This window comes from Bradyrhizobium forestalis (assembly GCF_002795245.1).
Classification (GTDB): domain Bacteria; phylum Pseudomonadota; class Alphaproteobacteria; order Rhizobiales; family Xanthobacteraceae; genus Bradyrhizobium; species Bradyrhizobium forestalis.
This window is the reverse complement of record NZ_PGVG01000001.1, coordinates 457,480-479,557: the sequence shown is the minus strand read 5'-3', so window position 1 is coordinate 479,557 and position 22,078 is coordinate 457,480. Positions and strand designations below refer to the sequence as shown.

At 64.7% G+C, this 22,078-nt stretch carries 21 protein-coding genes; 9 read left to right on the top strand and 12 right to left on the bottom strand.

Annotated features, from left to right (window positions below; translation table 11 throughout):
• Positions 1 to 24 precede the first annotated feature (24 nt).
• The 5 genes from CVM73_RS02160 to CVM73_RS02140 all read left to right on the top strand — a co-directional run bounded on the left by CVM73_RS02160 (position 25) and on the right by CVM73_RS02140 (position 6,976).
• The gene (locus CVM73_RS02160) at positions 25 to 516 is read left to right on the top strand and encodes a (2Fe-2S)-binding protein (protein ID WP_100230352.1); all 492 of its coding nucleotides are present in this window, start codon (positions 25 to 27) and stop codon (positions 514 to 516) included.
• A complete protein-coding gene (locus CVM73_RS02155; RefSeq protein WP_100230351.1) occupies positions 513 to 1,529 on the top strand; it encodes an FAD binding domain-containing protein in 1,017 nt (338 codons plus the stop codon). Before CVM73_RS02160 ends, CVM73_RS02155 begins: the two co-directional genes overlap by 4 nt.
• A 7-nt stretch (positions 1,530 to 1,536) precedes the next feature.
• The gene (locus tag CVM73_RS02150) at positions 1,537 to 3,741 is read left to right on the top strand and encodes a xanthine dehydrogenase family protein molybdopterin-binding subunit (protein ID WP_100230350.1); all 2,205 of its coding nucleotides are present in this window, start codon (positions 1,537 to 1,539) and stop codon (positions 3,739 to 3,741) included.
• Between the two features lie 295 nt (positions 3,742 to 4,036).
• Complete coding sequence (locus CVM73_RS02145; RefSeq protein WP_100230349.1) at positions 4,037 to 6,394, top strand: Orn/Lys/Arg family decarboxylase; 2,358 nt, start codon at positions 4,037 to 4,039, stop codon at positions 6,392 to 6,394.
• 6 nt (positions 6,395 to 6,400) lie between these two features.
• Positions 6,401 to 6,976, top strand: coding sequence for a GNAT family N-acetyltransferase (locus CVM73_RS02140; RefSeq protein ID WP_100230348.1), 576 nt, complete (start codon positions 6,401 to 6,403; stop codon positions 6,974 to 6,976).
• A 3-nt stretch (positions 6,977 to 6,979) separates the two neighbouring features.
• Here the strand turns inward: CVM73_RS02140 and CVM73_RS39940 are convergent, their stop codons facing one another.
• Positions 6,980 to 7,192, bottom strand: coding sequence for a hypothetical protein (locus CVM73_RS39940; protein ID WP_167406557.1), 213 nt, complete (start codon positions 7,190 to 7,192; stop codon positions 6,980 to 6,982).
• A 126-nt stretch (positions 7,193 to 7,318) separates the two neighbouring features.
• Between CVM73_RS39940 and CVM73_RS02130 the strand changes: the two genes are divergently transcribed.
• Positions 7,319 to 8,296, top strand: coding sequence for an ornithine cyclodeaminase family protein (locus CVM73_RS02130; RefSeq protein ID WP_245452189.1), 978 nt, complete (start codon positions 7,319 to 7,321; stop codon positions 8,294 to 8,296).
• Between the two features lie 73 nt (positions 8,297 to 8,369).
• Here CVM73_RS02130 and CVM73_RS02125 read toward each other — a convergent pair whose 3' ends face one another.
• Both CVM73_RS02125 and CVM73_RS02120 read right to left on the bottom strand, forming a co-directional pair.
• Entirely contained in the window at positions 8,370 to 8,810 is a 441-nt protein-coding gene (locus CVM73_RS02125) for a flagellar basal body rod protein FlgC (RefSeq protein WP_100230345.1), read from the bottom strand.
• A 115-nt stretch (positions 8,811 to 8,925) separates the two neighbouring features.
• Positions 8,926 to 9,975, bottom strand: coding sequence for a hydroxyacid dehydrogenase (locus CVM73_RS02120; protein ID WP_100230344.1), 1,050 nt, complete (start codon positions 9,973 to 9,975; stop codon positions 8,926 to 8,928).
• 243 nt (positions 9,976 to 10,218) lie between these two features.
• Between CVM73_RS02120 and CVM73_RS02115 the strand changes: the two genes are divergently transcribed.
• The 3 genes from CVM73_RS02115 to CVM73_RS02105 all read left to right on the top strand — a co-directional run bounded on the left by CVM73_RS02115 (position 10,219) and on the right by CVM73_RS02105 (position 11,843).
• Entirely contained in the window at positions 10,219 to 10,770 is a 552-nt protein-coding gene (locus tag CVM73_RS02115) for a thiamine pyrophosphate-binding protein (RefSeq protein WP_167406556.1), read from the top strand.
• A gap of 10 nt (positions 10,771 to 10,780) precedes the next feature.
• Positions 10,781 to 11,389: a thiamine pyrophosphate-dependent enzyme gene (locus CVM73_RS02110; protein WP_100230342.1), complete on the top strand. Its 609-nt coding sequence runs from the start codon at positions 10,781 to 10,783 to the stop codon at positions 11,387 to 11,389.
• Between the two features lie 76 nt (positions 11,390 to 11,465).
• On the top strand, positions 11,466 to 11,843 hold the full coding sequence (locus CVM73_RS02105; protein WP_100230341.1) for a VanZ family protein: 378 nt from the start codon (positions 11,466 to 11,468) through the stop codon (positions 11,841 to 11,843).
• Positions 11,844 to 11,886: 43 nt separating this feature from the next.
• On the opposite strand, the gene CVM73_RS02100 is transcribed toward CVM73_RS02105, so the two are convergent.
• The 9 genes from CVM73_RS02100 to CVM73_RS02060 form a co-directional block, all read right to left on the bottom strand.
• A complete protein-coding gene (locus CVM73_RS02100) occupies positions 11,887 to 12,270 on the bottom strand; it encodes a DUF1236 domain-containing protein (RefSeq protein WP_100230340.1) in 384 nt (127 codons plus the stop codon).
• 116 nt (positions 12,271 to 12,386) lie between these two features.
• Positions 12,387 to 13,274, bottom strand: a complete 888-nt coding sequence (locus CVM73_RS02095) for a 2-hydroxy-3-oxopropionate reductase (protein ID WP_100230339.1) — start codon at positions 13,272 to 13,274, stop codon at positions 12,387 to 12,389.
• A gap of 209 nt (positions 13,275 to 13,483) precedes the next feature.
• Positions 13,484 to 14,269: a hydroxypyruvate isomerase gene (gene hyi, locus CVM73_RS02090; protein ID WP_100230338.1), complete on the bottom strand. Its 786-nt coding sequence runs from the start codon at positions 14,267 to 14,269 to the stop codon at positions 13,484 to 13,486.
• Between the two features lie 11 nt (positions 14,270 to 14,280).
• Positions 14,281 to 16,065 (bottom strand): glyoxylate carboligase, encoded by a 1,785-nt coding sequence (gene gcl / locus CVM73_RS02085; protein ID WP_100230337.1) that lies wholly within the window; start codon positions 16,063 to 16,065, stop codon positions 14,281 to 14,283.
• Between the two features lie 151 nt (positions 16,066 to 16,216).
• Positions 16,217 to 18,019, bottom strand: coding sequence for an adenine deaminase (locus CVM73_RS02080; RefSeq protein ID WP_100230336.1), 1,803 nt, complete (start codon positions 18,017 to 18,019; stop codon positions 16,217 to 16,219).
• Positions 18,020 to 18,195: 176 nt separating this feature from the next.
• Positions 18,196 to 18,981 (bottom strand): NYN domain-containing protein, encoded by a 786-nt coding sequence (locus CVM73_RS02075; protein ID WP_100230335.1) that lies wholly within the window; start codon positions 18,979 to 18,981, stop codon positions 18,196 to 18,198.
• A 52-nt stretch (positions 18,982 to 19,033) separates the two neighbouring features.
• Positions 19,034 to 20,533: a tripartite tricarboxylate transporter permease gene (locus tag CVM73_RS02070; protein ID WP_100230334.1), complete on the bottom strand. Its 1,500-nt coding sequence runs from the start codon at positions 20,531 to 20,533 to the stop codon at positions 19,034 to 19,036.
• Entirely contained in the window at positions 20,533 to 21,018 is a 486-nt protein-coding gene (locus CVM73_RS02065) for a tripartite tricarboxylate transporter TctB family protein (protein ID WP_100230333.1), read from the bottom strand. Before CVM73_RS02065 ends, CVM73_RS02070 begins: the two co-directional genes overlap by 1 nt.
• A complete protein-coding gene (locus tag CVM73_RS02060; RefSeq protein ID WP_100230332.1) occupies positions 21,015 to 21,983 on the bottom strand; it encodes a Bug family tripartite tricarboxylate transporter substrate binding protein in 969 nt (322 codons plus the stop codon). Before CVM73_RS02060 ends, CVM73_RS02065 begins: the two co-directional genes overlap by 4 nt.
• Positions 21,984 to 22,078: the final 95 nt, after the last annotated feature.

The window sequence follows — 22,078 nt, the reverse complement described above, 5'->3', positions numbered from 1 at the left end:
CGGCCTTTCCGCAGGGAACAGAACATGGCCGATCTCACGGATCAGATCCCCGAACGCATTCCGATCAACCTCGTCGTCAATGGCGCAAGGCGTACACTCGAGGTCGCGCCGTGGACCACGCTTCTGGATGCCCTGCGTGACCGCCTGGAATTGACCGGCACCAAGAAGGGCTGCGATCACGGCCAATGCGGCGCCTGCACCGTGCTGATCGACGGAAGGCGGGTCAATTCCTGCCTGACTCTCGCCGTCATGAAGGATGGCGCCGAGATCACGACGATCGAAGGCTTGGCCAGGGACGGCATGTTGCATCCCCTGCAACAGGCCTTCATCGACCATGATGCCTTTCAGTGCGGCTATTGTACACCGGGACAGATTTGCTCTGCCGCGGGCCTGTTGGCCGAAGGCCGTGCGCGGGATGCCGACGAGATCCGGGAGCTGATGAGCGGAAATCTCTGTCGCTGCGGCGCCTACCCCAACATCGTGGCTGCGATCGAGCAGGCAATGAGCCGGTCATGAACAACTTCCAATATTCCCGCGCAAGGGACGTCGCCGACGCCATCCGCCTGCTCGCCGCCGATCCAGCCGCGAAGCTGATTGCCGGCGGCACCAACCTGATTGACCTGATGAAGGAGAATGTCGAACGGCCCTCCCGGTTGATCGACATCTCCCGCCTGCCGCTCCGCGACATCGAGGAGACCGCCGACGGCGGCCTGCGCATCGGCGCCCTGGTGCCGAATTCGGACCTCGCCTACCATCCGCTGGTCGAGCAGCGCTATCCCCTGCTCGCCAGTGCCATCCTGGCCGGCGCCTCCGCGCAACTGCGGAACATGGCTTCGGTCGGCGGCAATCTGATGCAACGAACGCGCTGCCCCTACTTCTATGACACAGCAACACCCTGCAACAAGCGAAGCCCCGGCACGGGCTGCTCGGCAATCGATGGCCTCAACCGCAACCACGCAATCCTCGGCACCAGCAACTCCTGCATCGCGACCAATCCGTCCGACATGAGCGTGGCGCTGGCCGCGCTCGGCGCGCTCGTGCACATCGCAGGCTCCTCGGGTCAGCGCACCGTCGCGCTGACAGATTTCCACCGGCTTCCGGACGACAAGCCCCATCTCGATACAAATCTCGGCGACGGCGAGATCATTACCGCCATCGAGCTGCCGCCGCGCGGCTTTGCCCGGAACTACAGCTATCTGAAAATCCGCGACCGGCTGTCCTACGCCTTTGCCTTGGTCTCGGTCGCGGCCGCGCTCGAACTGGAGGGCAACGCAATCAGCGAAGCGCGCCTTGCGCTCGGCGGCGTGGCTCACAAGCCCTGGCGAAGCCTCGAGGCCGAAGCAGCATTGCGCGGCCAGGCGGCAACGCCGGATCATTTTGGCCGCGCCGCCGACCTGTTGCTGCAGGGAGCAACCGCTCATTCCCATAACGGATTCAAGATCGAGCTGGCGCGCCGAGCCGTCGTGCGTACGCTGATGCAGGCCGCAAGCGCCACGCCGCAATCGCAAGCTCACAAGAAGATCGCATGAGGGCCCGATGAACGCCTATGTCGGAACACCAACGTCGCGCGTCGACGGCCGGGCCAAGGTCACTGGAGCCGCGAAGTATGCCGGCGAATTTGCGGCGGACCGCCTCCTCCATGGCTTCGTCGTCGCGGCCACCATTCCGCGCGGGCGCATCGCTCGCCTCGACACCAGCGAGGCGCTGAGGGTCGAGGGCGTCGTCGACGTGCTCACCCACGCGCATCGCCCGCCCCTCGCCGATAAGGACGAAGCCTGGAAGGACGAGGTGGCACCGGAGAAGGGCTCGCCGTTCCGCCCGCTTTATGACGACAGGATCAATTTCAACGGCCAGCCGATCGCGCTGGTCGTGGCGGAGGACTGGGAAACCGCCAAATTCGCGGCAACCCGCGTTCGCGTTGAATACGACCAGGAGGCGTTTGCAACCGATCTCGAATCCGAACGCGGCAAGGCCGCCAGAGTGGATCAGCCGCACAAGCCGCGCGGTGACGCGGCAGCAGCGCTGACGCGGGCGGCCGTCCAGCACGAGGCGGACTACGTCATGCCGAGCGAGCATCACAACCCGATGGAGCTGTATGCGACAACAGCCGTCTGGGACGGCAACGGGAAGCTGACCGTCTACGACAAGACCCAAGGCGTCCAGAACGTCCAGAAGTTTCTCTGCAGCGTTTTCGGCAGGAAGCGGGACGACATCCGCGTGGTCTCGCCCTATGTCGGCGGCGCGTTCGGTTCCGGTCTGCGGCCTCAATACCAGGTGGTGCTGGCGACGCTGGCCGCGGTCGCGCTCAAGCGCTCCGTCCGCGTCGTGCTGACACGGCGGCAGATGTATGGGCTTGGCTATCGGCCGATGACCATCGAGCATGTCGCGCTCGGGGCAAGCCCCGACGGCACGCTTGATGCCGTCACCCATGAAGCCATTGCCGTTACCTCGCGTTTCGAGGACTTTTCCCGCAACGACACCGGTTGGGCCGACCAGCTCTACAAGAGCCCGAACAGCCGCTTTTCCCACAAGCTGGTCGAGCTCGACGTATCGACGCCCTGCGACATGCGCGCGCCGGGTGCGGCAACGGGCGTCTGCGCGCTCGAATGTGCCATGGACGAATTGGCCGTCGCGCTAAAGCTCGACCCGATCGAGCTGCGCCTGAAGTGCTACTCGGAACGCGACCAGAGCGAAGACCTGCCCTATACCAGCAAGCAGTTGCGCCAATGCTACGCCCGTGGCGCGGAAGCCTTCGGCTGGGACCGGCGCACCCCTGCGCCGCGCTCCATGCACGACGGCAAGGATCTGGTCGGCTGGGGCATGGCGACAGGGGTGTGGGAGGCGCTGCAGATGCCGGTCGCCGTCCGCATCGTGTTGACGGCCAACGGCCACGCCGAGGTCTCTTGCGCCGCGTCCGATATCGGCACCGGGACGTACACCATCGTGGCGCAGGTGGCGGCCGATGCTCTCGGGCTGCCGATCGAGAACATCAGCGTCAGGCTCGCCGACTCGACCTTGCCGCAAGCCCCCGTCGAGGGCGGCTCCTGGATGGCGGCGTCCAGCGCGCATGCCGTGTTGGGAGCGGCCGAAGACATTCGCCAGGAGCTCGCACGTCTCGCCAAGGCACTGCCGGGCTCGCAGCTCGCTGACCTCGACGCCACCAAGGTCACCCTGGTCGACGGCATGATCGCCAGCAACGACCCGAATGGGGCTGCCGTCTCGATTGCGGATGTCATGCGCCACAGCAAGCTCGAGCGGATCGAAAAGGAGAAGCTCAACCAGTTCGCGGAGGACAAATCGCACGCCCGCAACACGCATTCGGCGGTTTTCGCCGAGGTGAAGGTCGACGAGCAGCTCGGCGTCATCCGCGTCACGCGGGTCGTGAGTGCAGTCGCTGCCGGTCGCATCCTGAACACCAAGACGGGCCGCAGCCAGATCATGGGCGGCGTGGTCTGGGGAATTGGGATGGCGCTGCACGAGGAAACGATGATGGATCACCGCTTCGGCCGCATCATGAACGCTGACATCGCCGAGTACCACGTTCCCGTGAACGCCGACATTCACGACATCGACGTCATCTTCGTCGATGAGCCCGACGACCGCATCAACAGGCTGGGCGTCAAGGGTCTTGGCGAAATCGGCATCGTCGGCGTGCCTGCGGCAATTGCGAACGCCGTCTATCATGCCACCGGCAAGCGCGTCCGGCGCTTCCCGATCACGCTGGACAAGCTGCTGGACTGAACGGACGCGTTGTTTGCGAACGAGTATTTCCACAAGTCCGACTGAATGATCGTCACCCTGAGGTGCTCATATGCGGTGCGAACGCGCCGCATATGGGCCTCGAAGGGCGACAGCCCAGCTGCTGCAACCCGGCCGTTCATCCTTCGAGGCTGCCGATGGGGGCGCTCCGCGCCCCATCGCTCGCGCCTCAGGATGACGGATCGGCTCAAAGCGCCGCCAAGCCAATCTCGCTCCTGTCATCCAACTGTCATCGAATGTGCCGAGAGCTGTGTCTCTGCCACACTCGGGACCCGACATGGACTATTTCAAGCGCTTCAACTTCCTGTTCGCAGCACCCATGTTCGACGCCGACGACCTCGAAGGCGTCCGCTTCAACCAGATCATCGAGGAGATCCAGCGCTCCGGCTTCGAGGTGGTCCGGGCTCGCAAGCTGGAGGATGCCGAGATGGCGGTGCAGACCGATGCCGCGATCGGCTGCATGGTGGTGGACTGGGGCAAGAAGGGGCTGGAGGGCAAGACCTCATCGCTGATCAACCTGATGCGCCGCCGCGGCCTCGACTTCCCGATCATCCTCTTGATCCGGCGCAAGCGCTTCGAAGACCTGCCGGTCGAGGTGCTCGACTTCATCGACGGCTATGTCTTCCTGTCCGAGGAGACGCCTCCGTTCATCGCCAAGAACCTGATCAGCCGGCTCAAGCAATATGCCGAGACGCTGAAGACGCCGTTCTTCGGCGCTCTGGTCGACTATGCCGAGGAGGGCAACCAGCTCTGGACCTGTCCGGGCCACAATGGCGGGGTGTTCTACAACCGCAGCCCGATCGGGCGCGTGTTCGTCGAGCATCTCGGCGAATCCGTGTTCCGCGACGACCTCGACAATTCCGTACTCGACCTCGGTGACCTCCTCACCCATGAGGGACCGGCGCTGAAGGCGCAGAAGGAAGCGGCGGCGATCTTCGGCGCGGAAAAGACCTATTTCGTGCTCAACGGCACCTCGACCTCCAACAAGGTCGCGCTCGGCGCCCTCGTCACCGATGGTGATCTCGTGCTGTTCGACCGCAACAACCACAAGGCCGCCCATCACGGCGCGCTGATGATCAATGGCGGCATCCCGGTCTATGTGCCGACCGTCCGCAACGCCTGGGGCCTGATCGGCCCGATGCGCTGGGACAGGCTCGACGAGAAGGCCCTGCGCGAGGCGATCCGCAACCATCCCCTCGTGAAGGACCGCGACGCCTGGCGCAAGGAGCGGCCGTTCCGCGTCGCCGTGGTCGAACAGTGCACCTATGATGGCTCAATCCACAGCGCCGAGATGATCATCAAGCGCATCGGCCATCTCTGCGATTACATCCTGTTCGACGAGGCCTGGGCCGGCTTCATGAAATTTCACCCGCTCTATGCCGGCCGCTTCGCCATGGGGTTGGCAAATCTTCCGCCCGAAGCCCCCGGCATCATCGCGACGCAGTCGACCCACAAGCAGCTCGCGAGCTTCTCGCAGGCCTCGCAGATCCACATCAAGGACCGTCACATCCGCGGCCAGAAACGGCGCGTCGAGCACCGCCGCTTCAACGAGAGCTTCATGCAGCACGCCTCGACCTCGCCCTTCTACCCGCTGTTCGCCTCGCTCGACGTCGGCGCACAGATGATGAAGGGCCGCTCCGGTGAAGTGCTGTGGGACGACACGATCCGGCTTGGTATCGAGCTGCGCAAGAAAATCCGCGCGATGCGCCGGGAGTTCGAGGAGAATGAGCAAAACCCGGACCGGCGCTGGTTCTTCGAACCCTTCGTTCCCGACCGTATCGCCATTCCGGATGTCAGCCGCCCCGGCGCGGCGCATAACGTCGCCTGGGAGACCCTCTCCACCGACGAGCTCGCCACCAATCCTGAGCTGTGGCAGCTCTCTCCCGATACCAACTGGCACGGCTTTCCCGATCTCGCGGAAGGCTTTGCCATGACCGATCCGAACAAGCTGACGCTGCTCACGCCCGGATTCGACCGCGCCACGGGCACCTATGCCGAGCACGGCATCCCCGCGCCGGTCGTCGCGCAATATTTGCGCGAGAACCGCATCGTCCCCGAAAAGAACGACCTCAACTCCCTGCTCTTCCTGCTCACCCCCGGCGTCGAGGCAAGCAAGGCCGGCACGCTGATCTCCGGCCTCGTCGCGTTCAAGAGGCTGCATGACGACAATGCGCTACTGGCCGACGCGATCCCGGAATTTTATCAGCGCCGGCAGGCGCGCTATGCCGGCGTGCGACTGCGCGACCTTTGCGGCGACATGCACCGATTCTTCCGCGCCGCCGATGTCAGCGCGCTCCAGGTCCGGCAGTTCATGCCCGAGCACATGCCTGAGATCGCGATGTCGCCCCGCGATGCCGCGCGCTATCTGTTCAAGAACGACGTCGACTACCTCCCGATCGAGGCGATCGCCGGCCGCATCGCCACCACGCCCTTCGTGGTCTATCCGCCCGGCATCGCCACCATCGTGCCCGGCGAGCGGCTGACGGAACGGGCAAAGCCCATGATCGATTATCTCAAGATGTTCGAGACCTGCTTCAACACATTCCCGGGCTTCGATGTCGAGATCCAGGGCGTCTACAAGGAGATCGATGCGAACGGGCGCATCGGGCTCTACACTTATGTCGTTGCCGAGTAGGCGCCGATGCACGAAACAGCAGCGCGCGCGAGTGACGAGCCCGTTCTGGTCAGGCCGTCACGCGAGGGCGATGTCGAGGCGATGCTGGCGATCTACCGCCATCACGTCCGCACTGGTGTGCCGCGCGATGTCGAGGGAACCGGTGCGCCGGAGCCGAACGATCTACGCGACCGGCGCAAGAACCTGAAGCAGACCCGCCTGCCGCATCTGGTTGCAACCTTCCGCGGCGAGGTCGTCGGCTATGCCTATGCCGTGCTGTTCCGTAAGCGCCCGGCTTATCGCTACACGGCCAAGCATTCGATCTACGTCCACCACGCCCATCTCGGCCGCGGAGTCGGACGGCTATTGCTCCAGGAATTGATCGACGCCTGCGCGGCGGCCGGCTTCCGCCAGTTGATCGGTTACATCGACGCCGACAACGCGCCCTCGCTGGCGCTGCACGAAAAATTCGGCTTCGCGCGCGCCGGCCTGCTTTGCGGCGTCGCCTATCGTCACGGCCGCTGGTCCGACACCGTCATGGTGCAACGCTCGCTCGGCGCGGGGACGACGGCGCCCCCGCCTGTCACCGCACCCGGCCGTTGAACCTCAGGACGGAAAGTCAGCCGGTCTGACGTGGATGCGATCGGCATGCAGCGACCAGTGATGCAACGCCTGGTCCTTGCAGAACTTTGCTTTCGCCCGCTCCGCGGCCTCGTCCTCGTCCGCGGCGTCGATCTCGAGCGTGCCCTGACAGACCTCGCACTGCCGGCCGTACTCGCCGAGCACGTCCTTCATGAACCTGACGACATAGGTAGACATGGGACCTCCTGCTGCCTCGGCAGCACTCTAGTCCCATTTAGGCCCGACGGGGGAAGGAGATTTTGACGCGGATCAAGACCGGGCAGTCCTGACCGAGATTCGTTGCGGAACCCACCGCGCGGGTTTATGGGCAAGAGCCGGTCGCCCATGAGGATTTTGCCTTTGCACTTTGTCTCCGATACCGAAGTCACGAACGTTCTGACGTTTCCGATCCTCATCGCGGCCCTGGAAGAGGCGCACCGCCGGCCCAAGATGGAGGTGCTGGACGCCTTCCTTGGCGACGAGAAAGGGCAATACGTCATCCGCAGTGCCGTCGATCCCGGCCGCTACATGGCGAGCAAGATGTTCACGAGCTTCCCGGCCAATCTGGCCGAAGGCAGGATGCCGGCAGTGCAGGCCGTGTGCGTGCTGTTCGACGGCACCAATGGACAGCCATTGGCGGCGATGGACGGCACCGAGATCACGCATTGGCGCACCGCGGCCGACTCCGCGCTGGCCACGAAACTGCTCGCCCCGCCCAATCCCGAGACGCTGCTCTGCGTCGGGGCCGGCGAGATGTCCGAATGGCTAATCCGGGGTCATCGCACTGTGCGGCCATCGCTGCAACGCGTGCTGATTTGGAACCGCAACCCGGACCGGGCCACCGACCTTGCCAGACGACTGGCGGAGAACGGCGTGAAGGCGGAGACAGTCACGGATCTCGACGCCGCGACGCGCGAGGCTAACGTTATCACCACTTGCACCCGCGCGCATCAGCCGCTGATCAAAGGGCGCAATTTGCAGCCAGGCACGCACTTGGATCTCGTCGGCGGCTACACGCCGCAAACCCGCGAGGCCGACGACGAAGCGGCCAAGCTGTCGCGTGTCTTCGTGGATCGCAGAGAGTCCGCCTTCCACGGTGTCGGCGATATCCTGCAGCCGATCGCCAGCGGTGCGATCAGCGAAGCCGACGTGCTCGGCGACCTCTACGATCTCGCGGGCGGCCGGGTGCAGGGACGAACGTCGCCGTCAGATATCACGTTCTTCAAGAACGCCGGCGGCGGTCATCTCGACCTCATGACCTGCGAGGCCGTGTTCAAGCAGCTCGGCACAGAGCTGGGGTAGGCGCCCTACTGCGGCGTCACTCTGGCGGAGGCGGACGAGCGAAGGCTGGCGAGACATGGTCCGACGTCAGCCATCACGTCTTGATATCGAGGAGTGTGTCTTCCGTCTCGGCGTAAGCTTGAATGACCTTCGCATTGGCAACAAAGCTGTACTTTGCGGTCGCCAGCTGAACGAACTCATTGGCGAGATCGACGTTCGGCGCGGCGACTAGGCCGTCCTGGTTTGCGAAGGGAGCGCTCGGGTCGGATTGCGCGGCATAGCTCGGCGACACCGTCGACACGGTCGCGACCGTGCCGCCCGGCGTCGAGCCGCTCGACTGAGAGACCTGATCGACTCGCAGCGGCACGTAGGCCGCGGGAAACGTCGGAGCAATGCCTGCACCGGCCGATGTGCCCGATCCGCCTGATGCTGGCAGTGGGCCGGTCGTACGGACATTGGCGATGTTGCTCGCGGCCACGCTCACGCGCAAGCTCGCCGCAGAAAGTCCGGATGTCGCAATCGAAAGTATGCTCATGAACCCTGACTTACAGGACAAGTCATACGCGTTCATTCACGCCATCGATAAGATGCGTCCCTCTGTATTTCCCTCGCGGTAACCAATGGCTGGCGCGCAATAGCCTTCGCGCGCCCTACCCCGGAGTCACGCCAAAAGCCTGCTTGAAGCGCTCGGCATAGCGCGGCCAGACCTCGGGATTGATGATGCGCGGCGGGCGCTTGCCGTCGAGCACATCCAGCACCTGTTCGGCGGCGATACGGCCCATGTTCTGGCGCGCCTCGATCGTGACGCCGGCGGTGTGCGGGCTTGCCAGCACGTTGTCGAGCTGGAGCAGCGGATGCTCCGGCGGCGGCGGCTCCTTGGACCAGACGTCGAGGCCCGCGCCGGCGATGCGCTTGTCGCGCAGCGCCTGCAGCAACGCATCCTCGTCGTGGATGAAGCCGCGCGCCGTGGTGATGAAATAGGCATGCGGTTGCATCAGCGCGAATTCGCGCACGCTGATCATGTTGCGGCTGCCCTTGTTCAGCGGGCAGGAGATCGAGACGAAATCGGCGCGGCGCAGCAGCTCGTCGAGCTCGACCTTCTCGCCGCCCCGCTCCGCCATCACCTCGGCGGTGAGATACGGATCATAGGCCAGCACCTTCATGCCGAGCAGGCCCTTGCACAGCGCGGCGATGCGGCGACCGACATTGCCGAGGCCGATAATGCCGACGGTCTTGTGCTCGACCTCGTTGCCGACGAGATCGTTGCGGTTGACGTCGCGCTCCCGGCGCAGGCGGCGGTCGGACTGGATGATGCGCTTGGACAGCGTCAGCATCATCGCCAGCGCATGCTCGGCAACCGAATGGGCGTTGCCGCCGGACTGGTTGACGACCACGACGCCGGCGTCCGTGCAGGCCTCGACATCAACGGGGTCGAAGCCCGCGCCATTGCTGGACACGAGCAGGAGGTTCGGCGTGCGCTTCAGGAACGCGGCGTCGACATGGAAATGCGGCGCCAGCTCGTCTCGGGCCGCGCCGATCTGATAGACATGGGCCGCGCTCAGGATCGGCGCGTAGACATCGTCAGGGCTCTCGTTCTCGATGCGATCGAGCCGGACGTCGGGCCGCGCCTTCAGGATGTCGACATAGATCGGATTGGCCAGGTATTTGACATAGAAGACGCGCTTGCTGTTGACGGACATCAGGACCCCTTCCGGCTCTCTCGTGGGAGATCCGCAAGGTCAGCGCGATGCGCGCCCGTCCGTGCCCCTCCCGTTTTCTGGTTATGACGGCTTATGCCATGGCGGCGCCGGCCACGGCAGGCCATCTGGCGCAGATCACGGTACCGGCCCGGACATGTTGACAATCCCGCTGCCCGCGTCAAGTTCGGCAGACCGCCGCGACCGCCAGAGCCAAGAAGCATGCGCGGCGCAAGGGAGAACGCAATGGCGATTGCGGAACAGCAGACGCAGGGGAGCAGCGACAGAAGCTGGCACAGCATCGTCCTGCAGACCCTAAAGCGGAACGATGTCAGCCTGATCCCTTACGTGCCCGACCGCGTGCTGACGCCGCTGATCAAGAACCTGCACGCCGATCCCTTCTTCACCACCTTCGCCACCGCCCGCGAGGAGGAAGCGGTCGGTATCGTCTCGGGCGCCTGGATGGGTGGACGGCGCGGCGCGGTGCTGATGCAAACCTCCGGCTTTGCCACGCTCGCCAACGTGCTGGCCTCGCTCGCGGTGCCCTACCAGATTCCGCTGATCATGTTCGTGTCCGAGCGCGGCACGCTCGGCGAGTTCAACTACGGCCAGTCGCTGGTCTGCCGCACCATGCGCCCGGTGCTGGACTCGCTGGCGCTGGAGCATCACACCATCACCCGGCTCGACGAGCTCGAATTCATCGCCGACCGCTCGATCAAGCAGGCCGTCACCACGCAGGCGCCGGTGGCGCTGATTCTCAACCCGCTGCTCACGGGCGGCAAGGTCTTCGAGAAGTGAGGCCAGCCAAATGAATCAAGAATTGGACAATCGCAACACCAAGGTGATGAACCGGTTCGACGTCACCTCGCGCCTGATCGCCAAGCTCAGGGACGAGGAAGCCGTGATCGGCGGCATCGGCAACACCAATTTCGATCTCTGGGCCGCCGGCCACCGCCCGCAGAACTTCTACATGCTGGGCAGCATGGGGCTCGCCTTTCCGATCGCGCTCGGCGTGGCGCTGGCGCAGCCCGACCGCCGCGTCTTCGCCCTCGAAGGCGATGGCTCGCTGCTGATGCAGCTCGGCGCACTGTCGACGATTGCAACCCTGAAGCCGAAGAACCTCACGATGATCGTGATGGACAACGGCATCTACCAAATCACCGGCGCGCAGCCGACACCGGCAGCGAACGTTGCCGACATCGTCGCCATCGCCATCGGCTCCGGTCTTGCCAACAGCGCCTGGGCCGCGGACGAGGAGGATTTCGAGCGGCTGGTGGACGATGCGATGGCTGCCTCGGAGCCCAGCCTGATCGCCGTCAGGATCGACGATAAGCCGGGCGTGGGCACCACCCGCCGCGATCCCGTGCAGATCCGGGAACGCTTCATGCACGGCCTGGGCGTGCGCGAGCCGCTCTAACATTTTATCATTAACTACACGGCGATCTGATACCAGCCTCGCGACAACCCGACCAAATCCGTGCTAAGCGGTCCGGATGTCCTCTTTCATTCGTACCTTTGCCTGGCTGCTCGCGGCCGCCGTCACTTTCGCCACTCTAGGTCCCCCCGGCCTGCGGCCTCATTCCGCCCTCGGCCAGGACGGCGAACATGCGCTTGCCTTCATCCTGGTGGGATTGGCCTTCGGCCTCGCCTATCGGCAGCGACGCCTGCTGACCGCGGGGGCAGCGGTCGTCCTGATCGGCGTGCTCGAACTGATGCAATTTTGGGCACCCGGCCGCCATGCGCGGCTGGAGGATTTTCTGGTCGACGCGCTCACCGCCTGTATCGGCTTTGCACTCGCGGCCGCTACCGATTGGGCCATAGCCTGGCTTCGCACAAATTCGGCCTTGACGAGCGAAGGCCCCGCGGAGTGACGCGCCGCAGGGCCCATGTTTTCAACGGATAGCTTGCGCGAAATCAGTCGATGATCTTGACGACGCGGCGTGTGCGCGGCTCGACGATCACGCGCCGATCGTTCACGACCGCGTAGTGATATTCGGTGTAGTTCGGCACCGGGCGCAACACCACCGTCGGCGGCAGCGGCTCGCCGACCACCACGCGCTCGCGGATCACGACGGAGTCGCTGCGCGGGATTCCGCCGAGAATCGCATTCGGAATTTCGAGACCCGCGCCAACGGCCGCACCGACGGTGCCGCCGACCATCGCGCCGACCGGCCCGCCGATGTCACCGCCCGCGCGCGCGCCTTCCCTGGCGCCCTGTTCGGTCGTCGACTGGGCAAAGGCTGCACTCGACGCCAGCAGCGACGCGGCAGCCAACGTAATCGCAAGACGGGTTTTCATGTCCTTACGCCTCCAGTGATTGTTATGTATCTCAACCCGCGGGGCCCGAGCATTGTTCCGGTTCCCCCGCGACGAAAGATGCATCACACATCTGGAGAGTGTTACCGCGTAACAGTTCAGCTAGCTGCGATCTCGTGTCCCGCCATCAGTTCCAGCGCCCGCACCATGGCTGAATGATCCCAGGCCTTGCCGCCATGCGCGGTGCAGGACGAGAACAATTGCTGCGCCACCGCCGTGCTCGGCAGCGACAGGCCGAGCGCACGCGCGCCTTCGAGCGCGAGGTTGAGATCTTTCTGGTGCAGCTCGATGCGAAAGCCCGGATCGAAATTGCGCTTCACCATGCGCTCGCCATGCACTTCGAGAATCCGCGATGAGGCAAAACCGCCCATCAACGCCTTGCGCACCAGCGCCGGGTTCGCGCCGGCCTTGGATGCGAACAACAGCGCTTCGCTCACCGCCTCGATCGTGAGCGCGACGATGATCTGGTTGGCGACCTTCGTCGTCTGCCCGTCACCATTGGCGCCGACATGGGTGACGTTCTTGCCCATCTTGTCGAAGATCGGCTTCATGGTGCCAAACGCCCGCTCCGGCCCGCCGACCATGATGGTGAGGCTCGCAGCCTTGGCCCCGACCTCCCCGCCCGACACCGGCGCATCGAGATAATCGGCGCCGAGCGCCTCGATCTTCTTGGCGAACTCCTTCGTCGCCAGCGGCGAGATCGAGCTCATGTCGACGACGATCTTGCCCTTGGAGATGCCGCTCGCGACGCCGTCCTTGCCGAACAGAACCGCTTCGACATGCGGCGTATCCGGCACCATGATGATCACGGCATTCGCCTCCTCCGCGACCTCCCTCGCCGACTTGCAGGCGATGCCGCCCGCGGCAATCAGCTCAGGCGCGATCGGCGCAACGTCATGCAGGAGAACGCGATGGCCCGCGGCCAGGAGGTGGCCGGCCATCGGCCGTCCCATGGTGCCAAGTCCGATGAAGCCGATGTTGGTCATGTCAGTTGTTTCCTCTCGATTTGTTAGGTCGATCCGCGGGCTCCGCTCACCTCTCCCGCTTGCGGGAGAGGTCGGCACGCAGTGCCGGGTGAGGACTCTCTCCGCGTTGGGATTTCCACCGCAAAAGTCCCATTGCGGAGACACCCTCTCCCCAGCCCTCTCCCGCAAGCGGGAGAGGGAGCGCACCGTCACCGCGGCTTCGATATCCTCTACGTCTCAAACGTCTGTGCTGCGTGCCACGACAGGCCTTCCAGCGTGGTTGTGCGTGGCTTGTATTCGCAGCCGATCCAGCCGCGATAACCGATCGCATCGAGATGGCGGAACAGGAAGGGATAGTTGATCTCGCCGGTGCCGGGCTCCTGGCGGCCGGGATTGTCGGCGAGCTGGATGTGGGCGATCTGGGGTAGATATTCCTGCATGGTGCGGGCGAGATCGCCCTCCATGATCTGCATGTGATAGATGTCGTACTGGATGAAGAGGTTGTTCGAGCGCACTTCCGAGATCAGCTGCACTGCCTGCTCGGTGCCGCTCAGATAGAAGCCGGGAATGTCGAGCGTGTTGATCGGCTCGACCAGCAGCTTGATGTTCTCCCGCGCCAGCGTCGAGGCGGCAAAGCGCAGGTTTCCGACCAGCGTCTCCTGAAGCTCGCGCGGATCGGCCTCAGCAGACGCGATGCCGACGAGGCAGTTGAGCTGGTCGCAATCGAGCGCCTTGGCGTAGTCGATGGCGCGGAACACGCCGTCGCGGAATTCGGCGGCGCGGTCGGGCAGGATCGCGATGCCGCGTTCGCCCCCCGCCCAGTTGCCCGCCGGCAGATTGTGCAGCACCTGCGTCAGGCCGTGGGCCTCGAGCTGCTCGCGCAGCTGCGCCTTGTCGAAATCATAGGGGAAGAGATATTCAACCCCGGCAAAACCCGCCGCTTTCGCCGCAGCGAAGCGGTCGAGGAACGGCATCTCGTTGAAGAGCATGGTGAGGTTGGCGGCGAATTTCGGCATGACGCTCTCCCTCATTCCGCCGGTTGCAACACGCGTGTGGTCCCGACCTCGTCGAGCGCCAGATCCAGCACCTCCTCGAACTCGACGATGTTGTCGATCTCGGTGCCCATCGCGATGTTGGTGACGCGTTCGAGGATGAACTCGACCACCACGGGCACGCGGTGCTTGGCCATCAGTTCGCGCGCGGTGGCGAACGCCGCCTGCGTGTCCTTCGGGTCGGTGACGCGGATTGCCTTGCAGCCGAGGCCTTCGGCGACCGCGACATGGTCGACGCCGTAAACGCCGATCTCCGGCGCGTTGATGTTCTCGAAAGAGAGCTGGACATGGTAATCCATGTCGAAGCCGCGCTGGGCCTGGCGGATCAGCCCCAGATAGGAATTGTTCACAACGACGTGGATGTAGGGCAGATTGAACTGCGCGCCGACCGCGAGCTCCTCGATCAGGAACTGGAAGTCGTAGTCGCCGGAAAGCGCGACGATCTCGCGATCCGGACATGCCGCCCGCACACCGAGCGCAGCGGGCAGCGTCCAGCCGAGCGGGCCTGCCTGCCCCGCGTTGATCCAGTTGCGCGGCTTGTAGACGCCCAAAAATTGCGCGCCGGCAATCTGCGACAGGCCGATCACGGTGACATAGGTGGTGTCGCGGCCGAACGCCTTGTTCATCTCCTCATAGACGCGCTGCGGCTTGATCGGAACGTTATCGAAATGGCTCTTGCGCAGCATCGTCTTCTTGCGATCGCGGCAGGCCGCCGGCCACGCCTGGCGCTCGCGGAGCCTGCCTGACCGGCGCCACTCCCTGGCGACGGTGACGAACAGTTCCAGCGCGGCCTTGGCGTCCGAGACGATGCCGAGATCGGGATTGAACACGCGCCCGATCTGGGTCGGCTCGATGTCCACGTGAACGAATTTGCGGCCCTTGGTGTAGGTTTCGACCGAGCCGGTGTGGCGGTTGGCCCAGCGGTTGCCGATGCCGAGCACGAAGTCGGATTCGAGCAGCGTGGCGTTGCCGTAGCGATGGCTGGTCTGAAGGCCGACCATGCCGGCCATCAGCACGTGATCGTCGGGGATCGCGCCCCACCCCATCAGCGTTGGCACGACAGGCACGTTGGCGATCTCGGCGAATTCGACCAACAGATCCGAGGCATCGGCGTTGATGATGCCGCCGCCCGCGACGATCAGCGGCCGCTCGGCCGCGTTGAGCATCTCCAACGCCTTCTCGACTTGCTTGCGCGTGGCTGTGGGCTTGTAGACCGGCAACGGCTCATAGGTCTCGTCGTCGAACTCGATCTCGGCGAGCTGCACGTCGAGCGGCATGTCGATCAGCACCGGCCCCGGCCGGCCCGACCGCATCACATGAAAGGCCTGGCTGAACACGCGCGGCACCAGCGCCGGCTCACGCACCGTCACCGCCCATTTGGTCACGGGCTTTGCGATCGCCTCGATGTCGACGGCCTGGAAGTCTTCCTTGTAGAGCCGCGCCCGCGGCGCCTGACCGGTGATGCAGAGGATCGGAATGGAATCGGCAATCGCCGAATAGAGCCCGGTGATCATGTCGGTGCCGGCCGGCCCCGAGGTGCCGATGCAAACGCCGATATTGCCGGCCTTCGCTCGGGTATAGCCCTCGGCCATGTGCGAGGCGCCCTCGACATGACGCGCCAGGATGTGGCGGATCGAGCCGCGCTTCTTCAGCGCAGAGTAAAGCGGATTGATCGCAGCGCCGGGAACTCCGAAGGCGGTCGAGATGCCTTCCTTCTCCAGGATACGCACGGCCGCATCGACAGCTCGCATTTTCGCCATATCGGACCTCGCTCAATTGCGTCAGCGAGCGAGATCATCAGGTGCGCAGAAGCCGATCTCAACGAGATCGATTTTATTTTCCACGATGCGGCAGCCGTGGAAAAACCACGCCGTTCTCAATCGGTTAGATCGAGGAACGCGTGAAAGCGGATCACTCGAACAGCGGCGCCAATTCCATCTGCGGCACCAGCACGAGTCCCTTGTCGGTGATGCGAATTTCCGGAATGACCGATAGCGGAATCAAATTGAAGCCCATGTAGGGGATGGTGCAGCCAGCCTCGGCCCATTCCTTCTTCAGCGCCTTGACCTCTTCGGCCACTTCCGTGACGCGCTTGTCGGAGAGCAGGCCCGCGATCGGCAGCGGGACCAGCGCCCTCACCTCGCCGTCGGCGACGACGCAAACGCCGCCCTGCTGCTCCTTGATCGCAGCTATAGCGACCTGCATATCGTCCTCGTTCGTACCGGCGACGATGAGGTTGTGGCTGTCATGCCCGACGCTGGAGGCGACCGCGCCGCGCTTAAGGCCGAAATCCTTGAGCAGGCCGTAGGCGACGTTGCCCGCAGATTTGCCATGGCGCTCGACCACGGTAACGAAGCACAGGCCGTAGCGTGCGAATAGCGACGGCCAGTCCTTGGCCGGTTCGATCGCGACCTTCTCATGGATCAGCGTGATGCCGGGGAGCGCGGTCTTGATCGCGTTGACGGTGCAGGCCTTCGCCGGCAGCTCCGGCGTCAGCTTCATCTTCTCCGGCAGTTTCACCGTCGCGTAGGCCGCCCTGGGATATTGATAGCGCTGCGACAACGCCTGATCGAGACGCGGCGTGATCTTGCGGTGCTCGACCACGAGCTCACCGCCGTACCAGGTGCATTGCGGCTTGAGCTGGTCGTCCATCAGCACGAGATCGGCGCGGCGGCCGCCGCCGAGCCCGCCGATATCGCCCTCCATGCCGAAGCGCGTGGCGCCATGCAGCGAGCCCATTGACCACGCCTGCTCCGGCGACATCCCCGCCTTCACTGCCTCCCGCACGACCCAATCGAGGCCGAACAGAAGCAAATCGTCGGCGTCGCGATCGTCGGTGCACACGGCCGTGCGCTTGTGCGAGGCCCCGAGCTCGGTGATCGTCCGGATCGCCTGCGGCAGCGAGTGCCAGGGCGTCGTTGGCGGCCCGCCGCGCAAAAACACCCAGACGCCGGCATCGAGCAGATCGTCGGCGATGTCGCGGTCGATCGCCTCATGGGTGTCGGTGACGCCGCTTGCCGCGTAGGCCGCGACGAATTCGCGGCCGTAGACATGGCCGGATACCGGACGTCCCCGCTTCAAAGCGGCCGCGAGAATGGCGTGGCTGCGCTCGTCGCCCATCGTAACCGGGACAAAGTCCATTTTCTCGCCGAGCGCCACCGCTTCGGGCCAGCGGTCGAACAGGCCGGCGATCTTGTCCGGCGTGAGATCGCCGCCCGCCGTCTCCAGCTCCGCGGATGTCGCCGGCACCGTGCTCGGCACCGTCAGGAAGATCGAGAGCGGCGCCTCGCGCGCGTCCTCCAGCATCGCCTCAACGCCGGCGACGTCCATGACATTACCGATCTCGTGGCTATCACAGAAGATCGTGGTGGTGCCGTTGAGCAGCGCGGCCTCGGCATAGGCGCAGGCCGTGACCATCGAGGATTCGATATGGATGTGCGGATCGACCAGCCCCGGCGCGATGATGCCGCCTGCGGCGTCGTAGAGTGACACACTGCTCCAAGTCTTCTTCGCTGCTCCGGTCGGCTTCACGGCGGCAATGCGGCCACCGGTGATCCAGACCTCGCGGTTCGCATGGATACGCTCCGAATAGGTCGAGAGCACCCGAGCGCCAGTGATGACGAGATCGGGCGCCGCGCGTCCCGAGGCGACGTCGGCCAGGCGACGCGTCACCGCGTGCAGCGGTGCGACGGAGAAACGGGTGAGTTTGGTCATCGGAGTTCTCGCGAAACAGAGACAGCCCAGCGATGGTTGCGCAGTGCGTGTACGAGGGGCAAGATCAAATAAAACGGCACCTTTGCTTACGCATTGGGTAAGGTTGGCCGTGTGACGCTGGCAGCGAGCCGGGACTATGGCCGAACGCGACGGAAAAGGACGAGGTCCTCAGCACCTTACTCGCTCGCGGCCGCCGGCTTTCGAGAGGATCGTCGTTTCGGCGCCGGCTCGGCCGCAGGCTTGACGCGAATTCGCAGGGAGCCACCTGCGCCGCCATTGGGCTTGTCGATTTCGAAAGCGTTCGTCTTCCGCACCAGATCGCTCAGCTTGCGCGAGCCGTAAGTTCTCGGATCGAAGTCGGACGCAAGATTGACGAGATGTGTTCCAACTTCGCCGAGCGACACCCATCCATCTTCGCTTTCCATTTGGGCGATGACCTTCTTGATGAGAGGGGTCACGGCTTCGGGAGACTGGAGCGAATTCGGACGAGCAGCCGCATCCTGCGAATTCGGCGCGCCGCCCCGCAAATTCTCGGTGTAGACGAATTTGCGGCACGCCTGCCGAAAACTTTCCGGCGTCTTCTGCTCGCCGAACCCGAACACGTCGATGCCGTGCTCGCGGATGCGTGACGCCAGACGGGTAAAATCGCTGTCCGAGGAGACGAGGCAGAAGCCATCGAAGCGGCCGCTATGCAGCAGATCCATCGCGTCGATCACGAGCGTGATGTCGGACGCATTCTTGCCGGTCGTATAAGCGAATTGCTGCTGCGGGATGATGGCGTGCTTCGCCAAAATGTCGGCCCAGGCCTTCGAGCGGGCATTGGAGAAATCGCCGTAGATGCGGCGAACGCTGGCCTCGCCGATCTTTGCAATTTCCTCGAACAGCCCATCTGCGATTTTCGCCGACGTATTGTCAGCGTCGATTAGGACGGCGAGACGGGGCGAGCGAATTTCCGACGGCATGGCGTTCCCCACGGGATGGACGCAGCATTAGAACATGCGTGCGTCGGAACATCTAATCCTCATTCGCCTTGAACCGGCCGAGCCCCTTCAGCACGAACGGCGCCAATAGCGCGATCAGCGCGACACCGAGCAGCGTCGCCGAGATCGGGCTCTGCAGCAGCGTCATGGGATCGCCGAGGCTGATCGCGAGCGCGCGGCGGAGCTGGCTCTCGGCGATCGGGCCGAGGATCAGGCCGACCACGACCGGCGCGATCGGGAAATCGAACCGGCGCATCAGGAAGCCGAGCACACCGAAGCCGGCCAGCATCGACAATTCGACCACCGACGGCTTTGCCGCGATCGTGCCCATGGTTGCGAACACGAGGATGCCGGCATAGAGCCACGGCTGCGGGATGGCGAGCAGCCGCACCCACAAGCCGACCAGCGGCAGGTTGAGCACCAGCAGCATCATGTTGGCGATGAACAGGCTGGCGATCAGGCCCCACACCAGGTCGGGCCGCTCGGCGAACAGCAGCGGGCCCGGGTTGAGGCCGTATTGCTGGAAGCCCGCCAGCATCATCGCGGCGGTCGCCGAGGTCGGCAGTCCCAGCGTCAGCAGCGGCACCAGCGTGCCGGCGGCGGAGGCGTTGTTGGCGGCTTCCGGTCCGGCGACACCTTCGATCGCGCCCTTGCCGAATTCCTCCGGATGGTTCGTCAGACGCTTCTCAGTCGAATAGGACAGGAAGGTCGGGATCTCGGCGCCGCCGGCGGGCAGCGCGCCGATCGGGAAGCCGAACATGGTGCCGCGCAGCCATGGCTTCCACGACCGCTTCCAGTCTTCCCTCGTCATCCACAGTGAGCCGCGCACCGGCTCGAGCTTCTCCTCGGTGTGGTGGCGGCGCGATGCGACGTAGAGCGCCTCGCCGACCGCGAACAGGCCGACCGCAAGCGTCGTCACCTCGACGCCGTCGAGCAGTTCGGGGACGCCAAACGCAAGCCGCGCCTGGCCGGTGAGCTTGTCGATGCCGACGAGGCCGAGCGTCAGGCCGATGAACAGGCTCGTCAGGCCGCGGACTGGGGAATCGCCGAAGGTCGCCGACACCGTCACGAAGGCGACGCACATCAGCGCGAAGTAATCCTCCGGGCCAAAGCGCACGGCGAAATCGACCAGCCATGGCGCGAGGAACGCCAGCCCGATGGTGGCAATGGTGCCGGCGACGAAGGAGCCGATCGCAGAGGTCGCAAGCGCCGGGCCGCCGCGGCCGGCCTTGGCCATCTTGTTGCCCTCGAGCGCGGTCGCCATCGAGGCACTTTCGCCGGGCGTGTTGATGAGGATCGCGGTGGTCGAGCCACCATACATGCCGCCATAATAGATGCCGGCGAACATGATCAGCGAGCCGCCGGGATCGAGCTTGTAGGTCACCGGCAGCAGCAATGCGACCGTCAGGGCCGGGCCGATGCCGGGCAGCACGCCCACAGCCGTGCCGAGGAACACGCCGATCAGCGCGTAAAGCAGGTTCATCGGCTGGACGGCGACTGCCATGCCATGCGCCAGCGCCGCAAAGGTATCCATCACAGCAATCGCTCCAGCGGGCCGGCAGGCAGGCTCAGCGTCAACAACCGGTCGAACGCGAGATAGATGAGGGTCGACATCGCGAGGGCGATGATGGCGTCGATGAGGATGGCACGGCGTCCGAAAGCCGCCGACGTCGTCACGAACAGCGCCGACGTCGCCAGGATGAAGCCGCCGCCGAAGCCGATGATGGCGATCAGAAGCGCAAGGCCAATGAGGATCAAGACCACCGGCACGGGATCGGAACTCTCACGCGCCGGCAGATTGCCGCGCAGCGCGTCGATGAAATTGCCGATCGCGAGCAGCGCAAGGCCGCTGGCGACCACGACGGGCATCGCCTCCGGCCCCATCCCGTACATGGCGGCAGATTGCAGGCCGCGCGAGTCCCAGACCAGCACCGCGGCGAGTGCCGCAAGCAATGCCGCGATGACGAGGCCGGCGCGGTCGACGCGCCGCGGCGGCTGGACGGGATCGCCTGAGGTCATGACTTGACCAGGCCGACCGATTTCAGCACGTCGGTGACGCGCACGGTTTCCTTCTTCAGGAAGTCGGCGAAGGCGTCGCCGCCGAGATAGGCGTCCTCCCAGCCCTTCTGCTTGAGGATCTCCTTCCAGGCGTCAGACTTCACCATCTTCTCGACCGCATCGCTCAGGGTCTTGCGCTGCTCCGGCGTGATGCCGGGAGGCGCCACCACCGAGCGCCAGTTCGCGATCACGAGGTCGATGCCTTGCTCCCTAAAGGTCGGGATGTCGCTGCCTGCGATGCGCTTCTCCGAGGTCACGCCGATCGCGCGCAGCTTGCCGGACTTGATCTGCCCTTCATATTCGCTCAAGCCCGAAATGCCCGCGGTGACCTTGCCGCCGAGGATCGCAGCCAGCGACTCGCCGCCGCCGGAGAACGGGATGTAGTTGATCTTCTTCGCATCGGCGCCGACCGCGCTGGCGAACAACGCGGCCATCACATGATCGACGCCGCCGGCTGAACCGCCGGCAAAGGTCACCTTGGCGATATCGGCCTTCACGGCGGTGGCCAGATCCTGCGCATTCTTGATCGGCGAATTCGCGGGAACCACGATCACCTGGATTTCCTCGGTGAGGCGCGCGATCGGCGTCACCTGCTCCAGCGTCACCGGCGACTTGTTCATGGCGAGCGCGCCAACCATGACGAAGCCGTTGACCATCATCTGGTTGCCATCGCCCTTGGCGCCGTTGACGAACTGCGCGATGCCGACGCTGCCTCCGGCACCGGGAACATTGGTGACCTGCACGCTGCGGGCGACGCCCGAAGCCACCAGCGCCTGCTGCATCGAGCGCGCCGTCTGGTCCCATCCCCCGCCCGGGGCCGCCGGCGCCATCAGCTTGAGCTCGAGCTGCTGGGCAAAGGCCGGATTGGCTGCCGCCAGGGTCAGCGCGACAGCTGCGCCGACAAGGCGCACGGGAAATCGAAACATGGGGGCATCTCCAGGCTCATGCGGACGTTTGCCGCATTGTGTCGTTTGGTCGCATATCAACCAAAACGGCCGATGCTGTCCAGTGAGATCCCTCC

Coding starts and splice junctions, on each gene's coding strand:
- CVM73_RS02160 (WP_100230352.1), top strand. CDS start 25: ATGGCCGATCTCACGGATCAGATCCCCGAACGCATTCCGATCAACCTC.
- CVM73_RS02155 (WP_100230351.1), top strand. CDS start 513: ATGAACAACTTCCAATATTCCCGCGCAAGGGACGTCGCCGACGCCATC.
- CVM73_RS02080 (WP_100230336.1), bottom strand. CDS start 18,019: ATGACCAAACTCACCCGTTTCTCCGTCGCACCGCTGCACGCGGTGACG.
- CVM73_RS02060 (WP_100230332.1), bottom strand. CDS start 21,983: ATGTTTCGATTTCCCGTGCGCCTTGTCGGCGCAGCTGTCGCGCTGACC.
- CVM73_RS02120 (WP_100230344.1), bottom strand. CDS start 9,975: ATGTCCGTCAACAGCAAGCGCGTCTTCTATGTCAAATACCTGGCCAAT.
- CVM73_RS02140 (WP_100230348.1), top strand. CDS start 6,401: ATGCACGAAACAGCAGCGCGCGCGAGTGACGAGCCCGTTCTGGTCAGG.
- gcl (WP_100230337.1), bottom strand. CDS start 16,065: ATGGCGAAAATGCGAGCTGTCGATGCGGCCGTGCGTATCCTGGAGAAG.
- CVM73_RS02065 (WP_100230333.1), bottom strand. CDS start 21,018: ATGACCTCAGGCGATCCCGTCCAGCCGCCGCGGCGCGTCGACCGCGCC.
- CVM73_RS02105 (WP_100230341.1), top strand. CDS start 11,466: ATGTCCTCTTTCATTCGTACCTTTGCCTGGCTGCTCGCGGCCGCCGTC.
- CVM73_RS02150 (WP_100230350.1), top strand. CDS start 1,537: ATGAACGCCTATGTCGGAACACCAACGTCGCGCGTCGACGGCCGGGCC.
- CVM73_RS39940 (WP_167406557.1), bottom strand. CDS start 7,192: ATGTCTACCTATGTCGTCAGGTTCATGAAGGACGTGCTCGGCGAGTAC.
- hyi (WP_100230338.1), bottom strand. CDS start 14,269: ATGCCGAAATTCGCCGCCAACCTCACCATGCTCTTCAACGAGATGCCG.
- CVM73_RS02100 (WP_100230340.1), bottom strand. CDS start 12,270: ATGAAAACCCGTCTTGCGATTACGTTGGCTGCCGCGTCGCTGCTGGCG.
- CVM73_RS02115 (WP_167406556.1), top strand. CDS start 10,219: ATGGCGATTGCGGAACAGCAGACGCAGGGGAGCAGCGACAGAAGCTGG.
- CVM73_RS02075 (WP_100230335.1), bottom strand. CDS start 18,981: ATGCCGTCGGAAATTCGCTCGCCCCGTCTCGCCGTCCTAATCGACGCT.
- CVM73_RS02095 (WP_100230339.1), bottom strand. CDS start 13,274: ATGACCAACATCGGCTTCATCGGACTTGGCACCATGGGACGGCCGATG.
- CVM73_RS02110 (WP_100230342.1), top strand. CDS start 10,781: ATGAATCAAGAATTGGACAATCGCAACACCAAGGTGATGAACCGGTTC.
- CVM73_RS02125 (WP_100230345.1), bottom strand. CDS start 8,810: ATGAGCATACTTTCGATTGCGACATCCGGACTTTCTGCGGCGAGCTTG.
- CVM73_RS02130 (WP_245452189.1), top strand. CDS start 7,319: ATGGGCAAGAGCCGGTCGCCCATGAGGATTTTGCCTTTGCACTTTGTC.
- CVM73_RS02070 (WP_100230334.1), bottom strand. CDS start 20,533: ATGGATACCTTTGCGGCGCTGGCGCATGGCATGGCAGTCGCCGTCCAG.
- CVM73_RS02145 (WP_100230349.1), top strand. CDS start 4,037: ATGGACTATTTCAAGCGCTTCAACTTCCTGTTCGCAGCACCCATGTTC.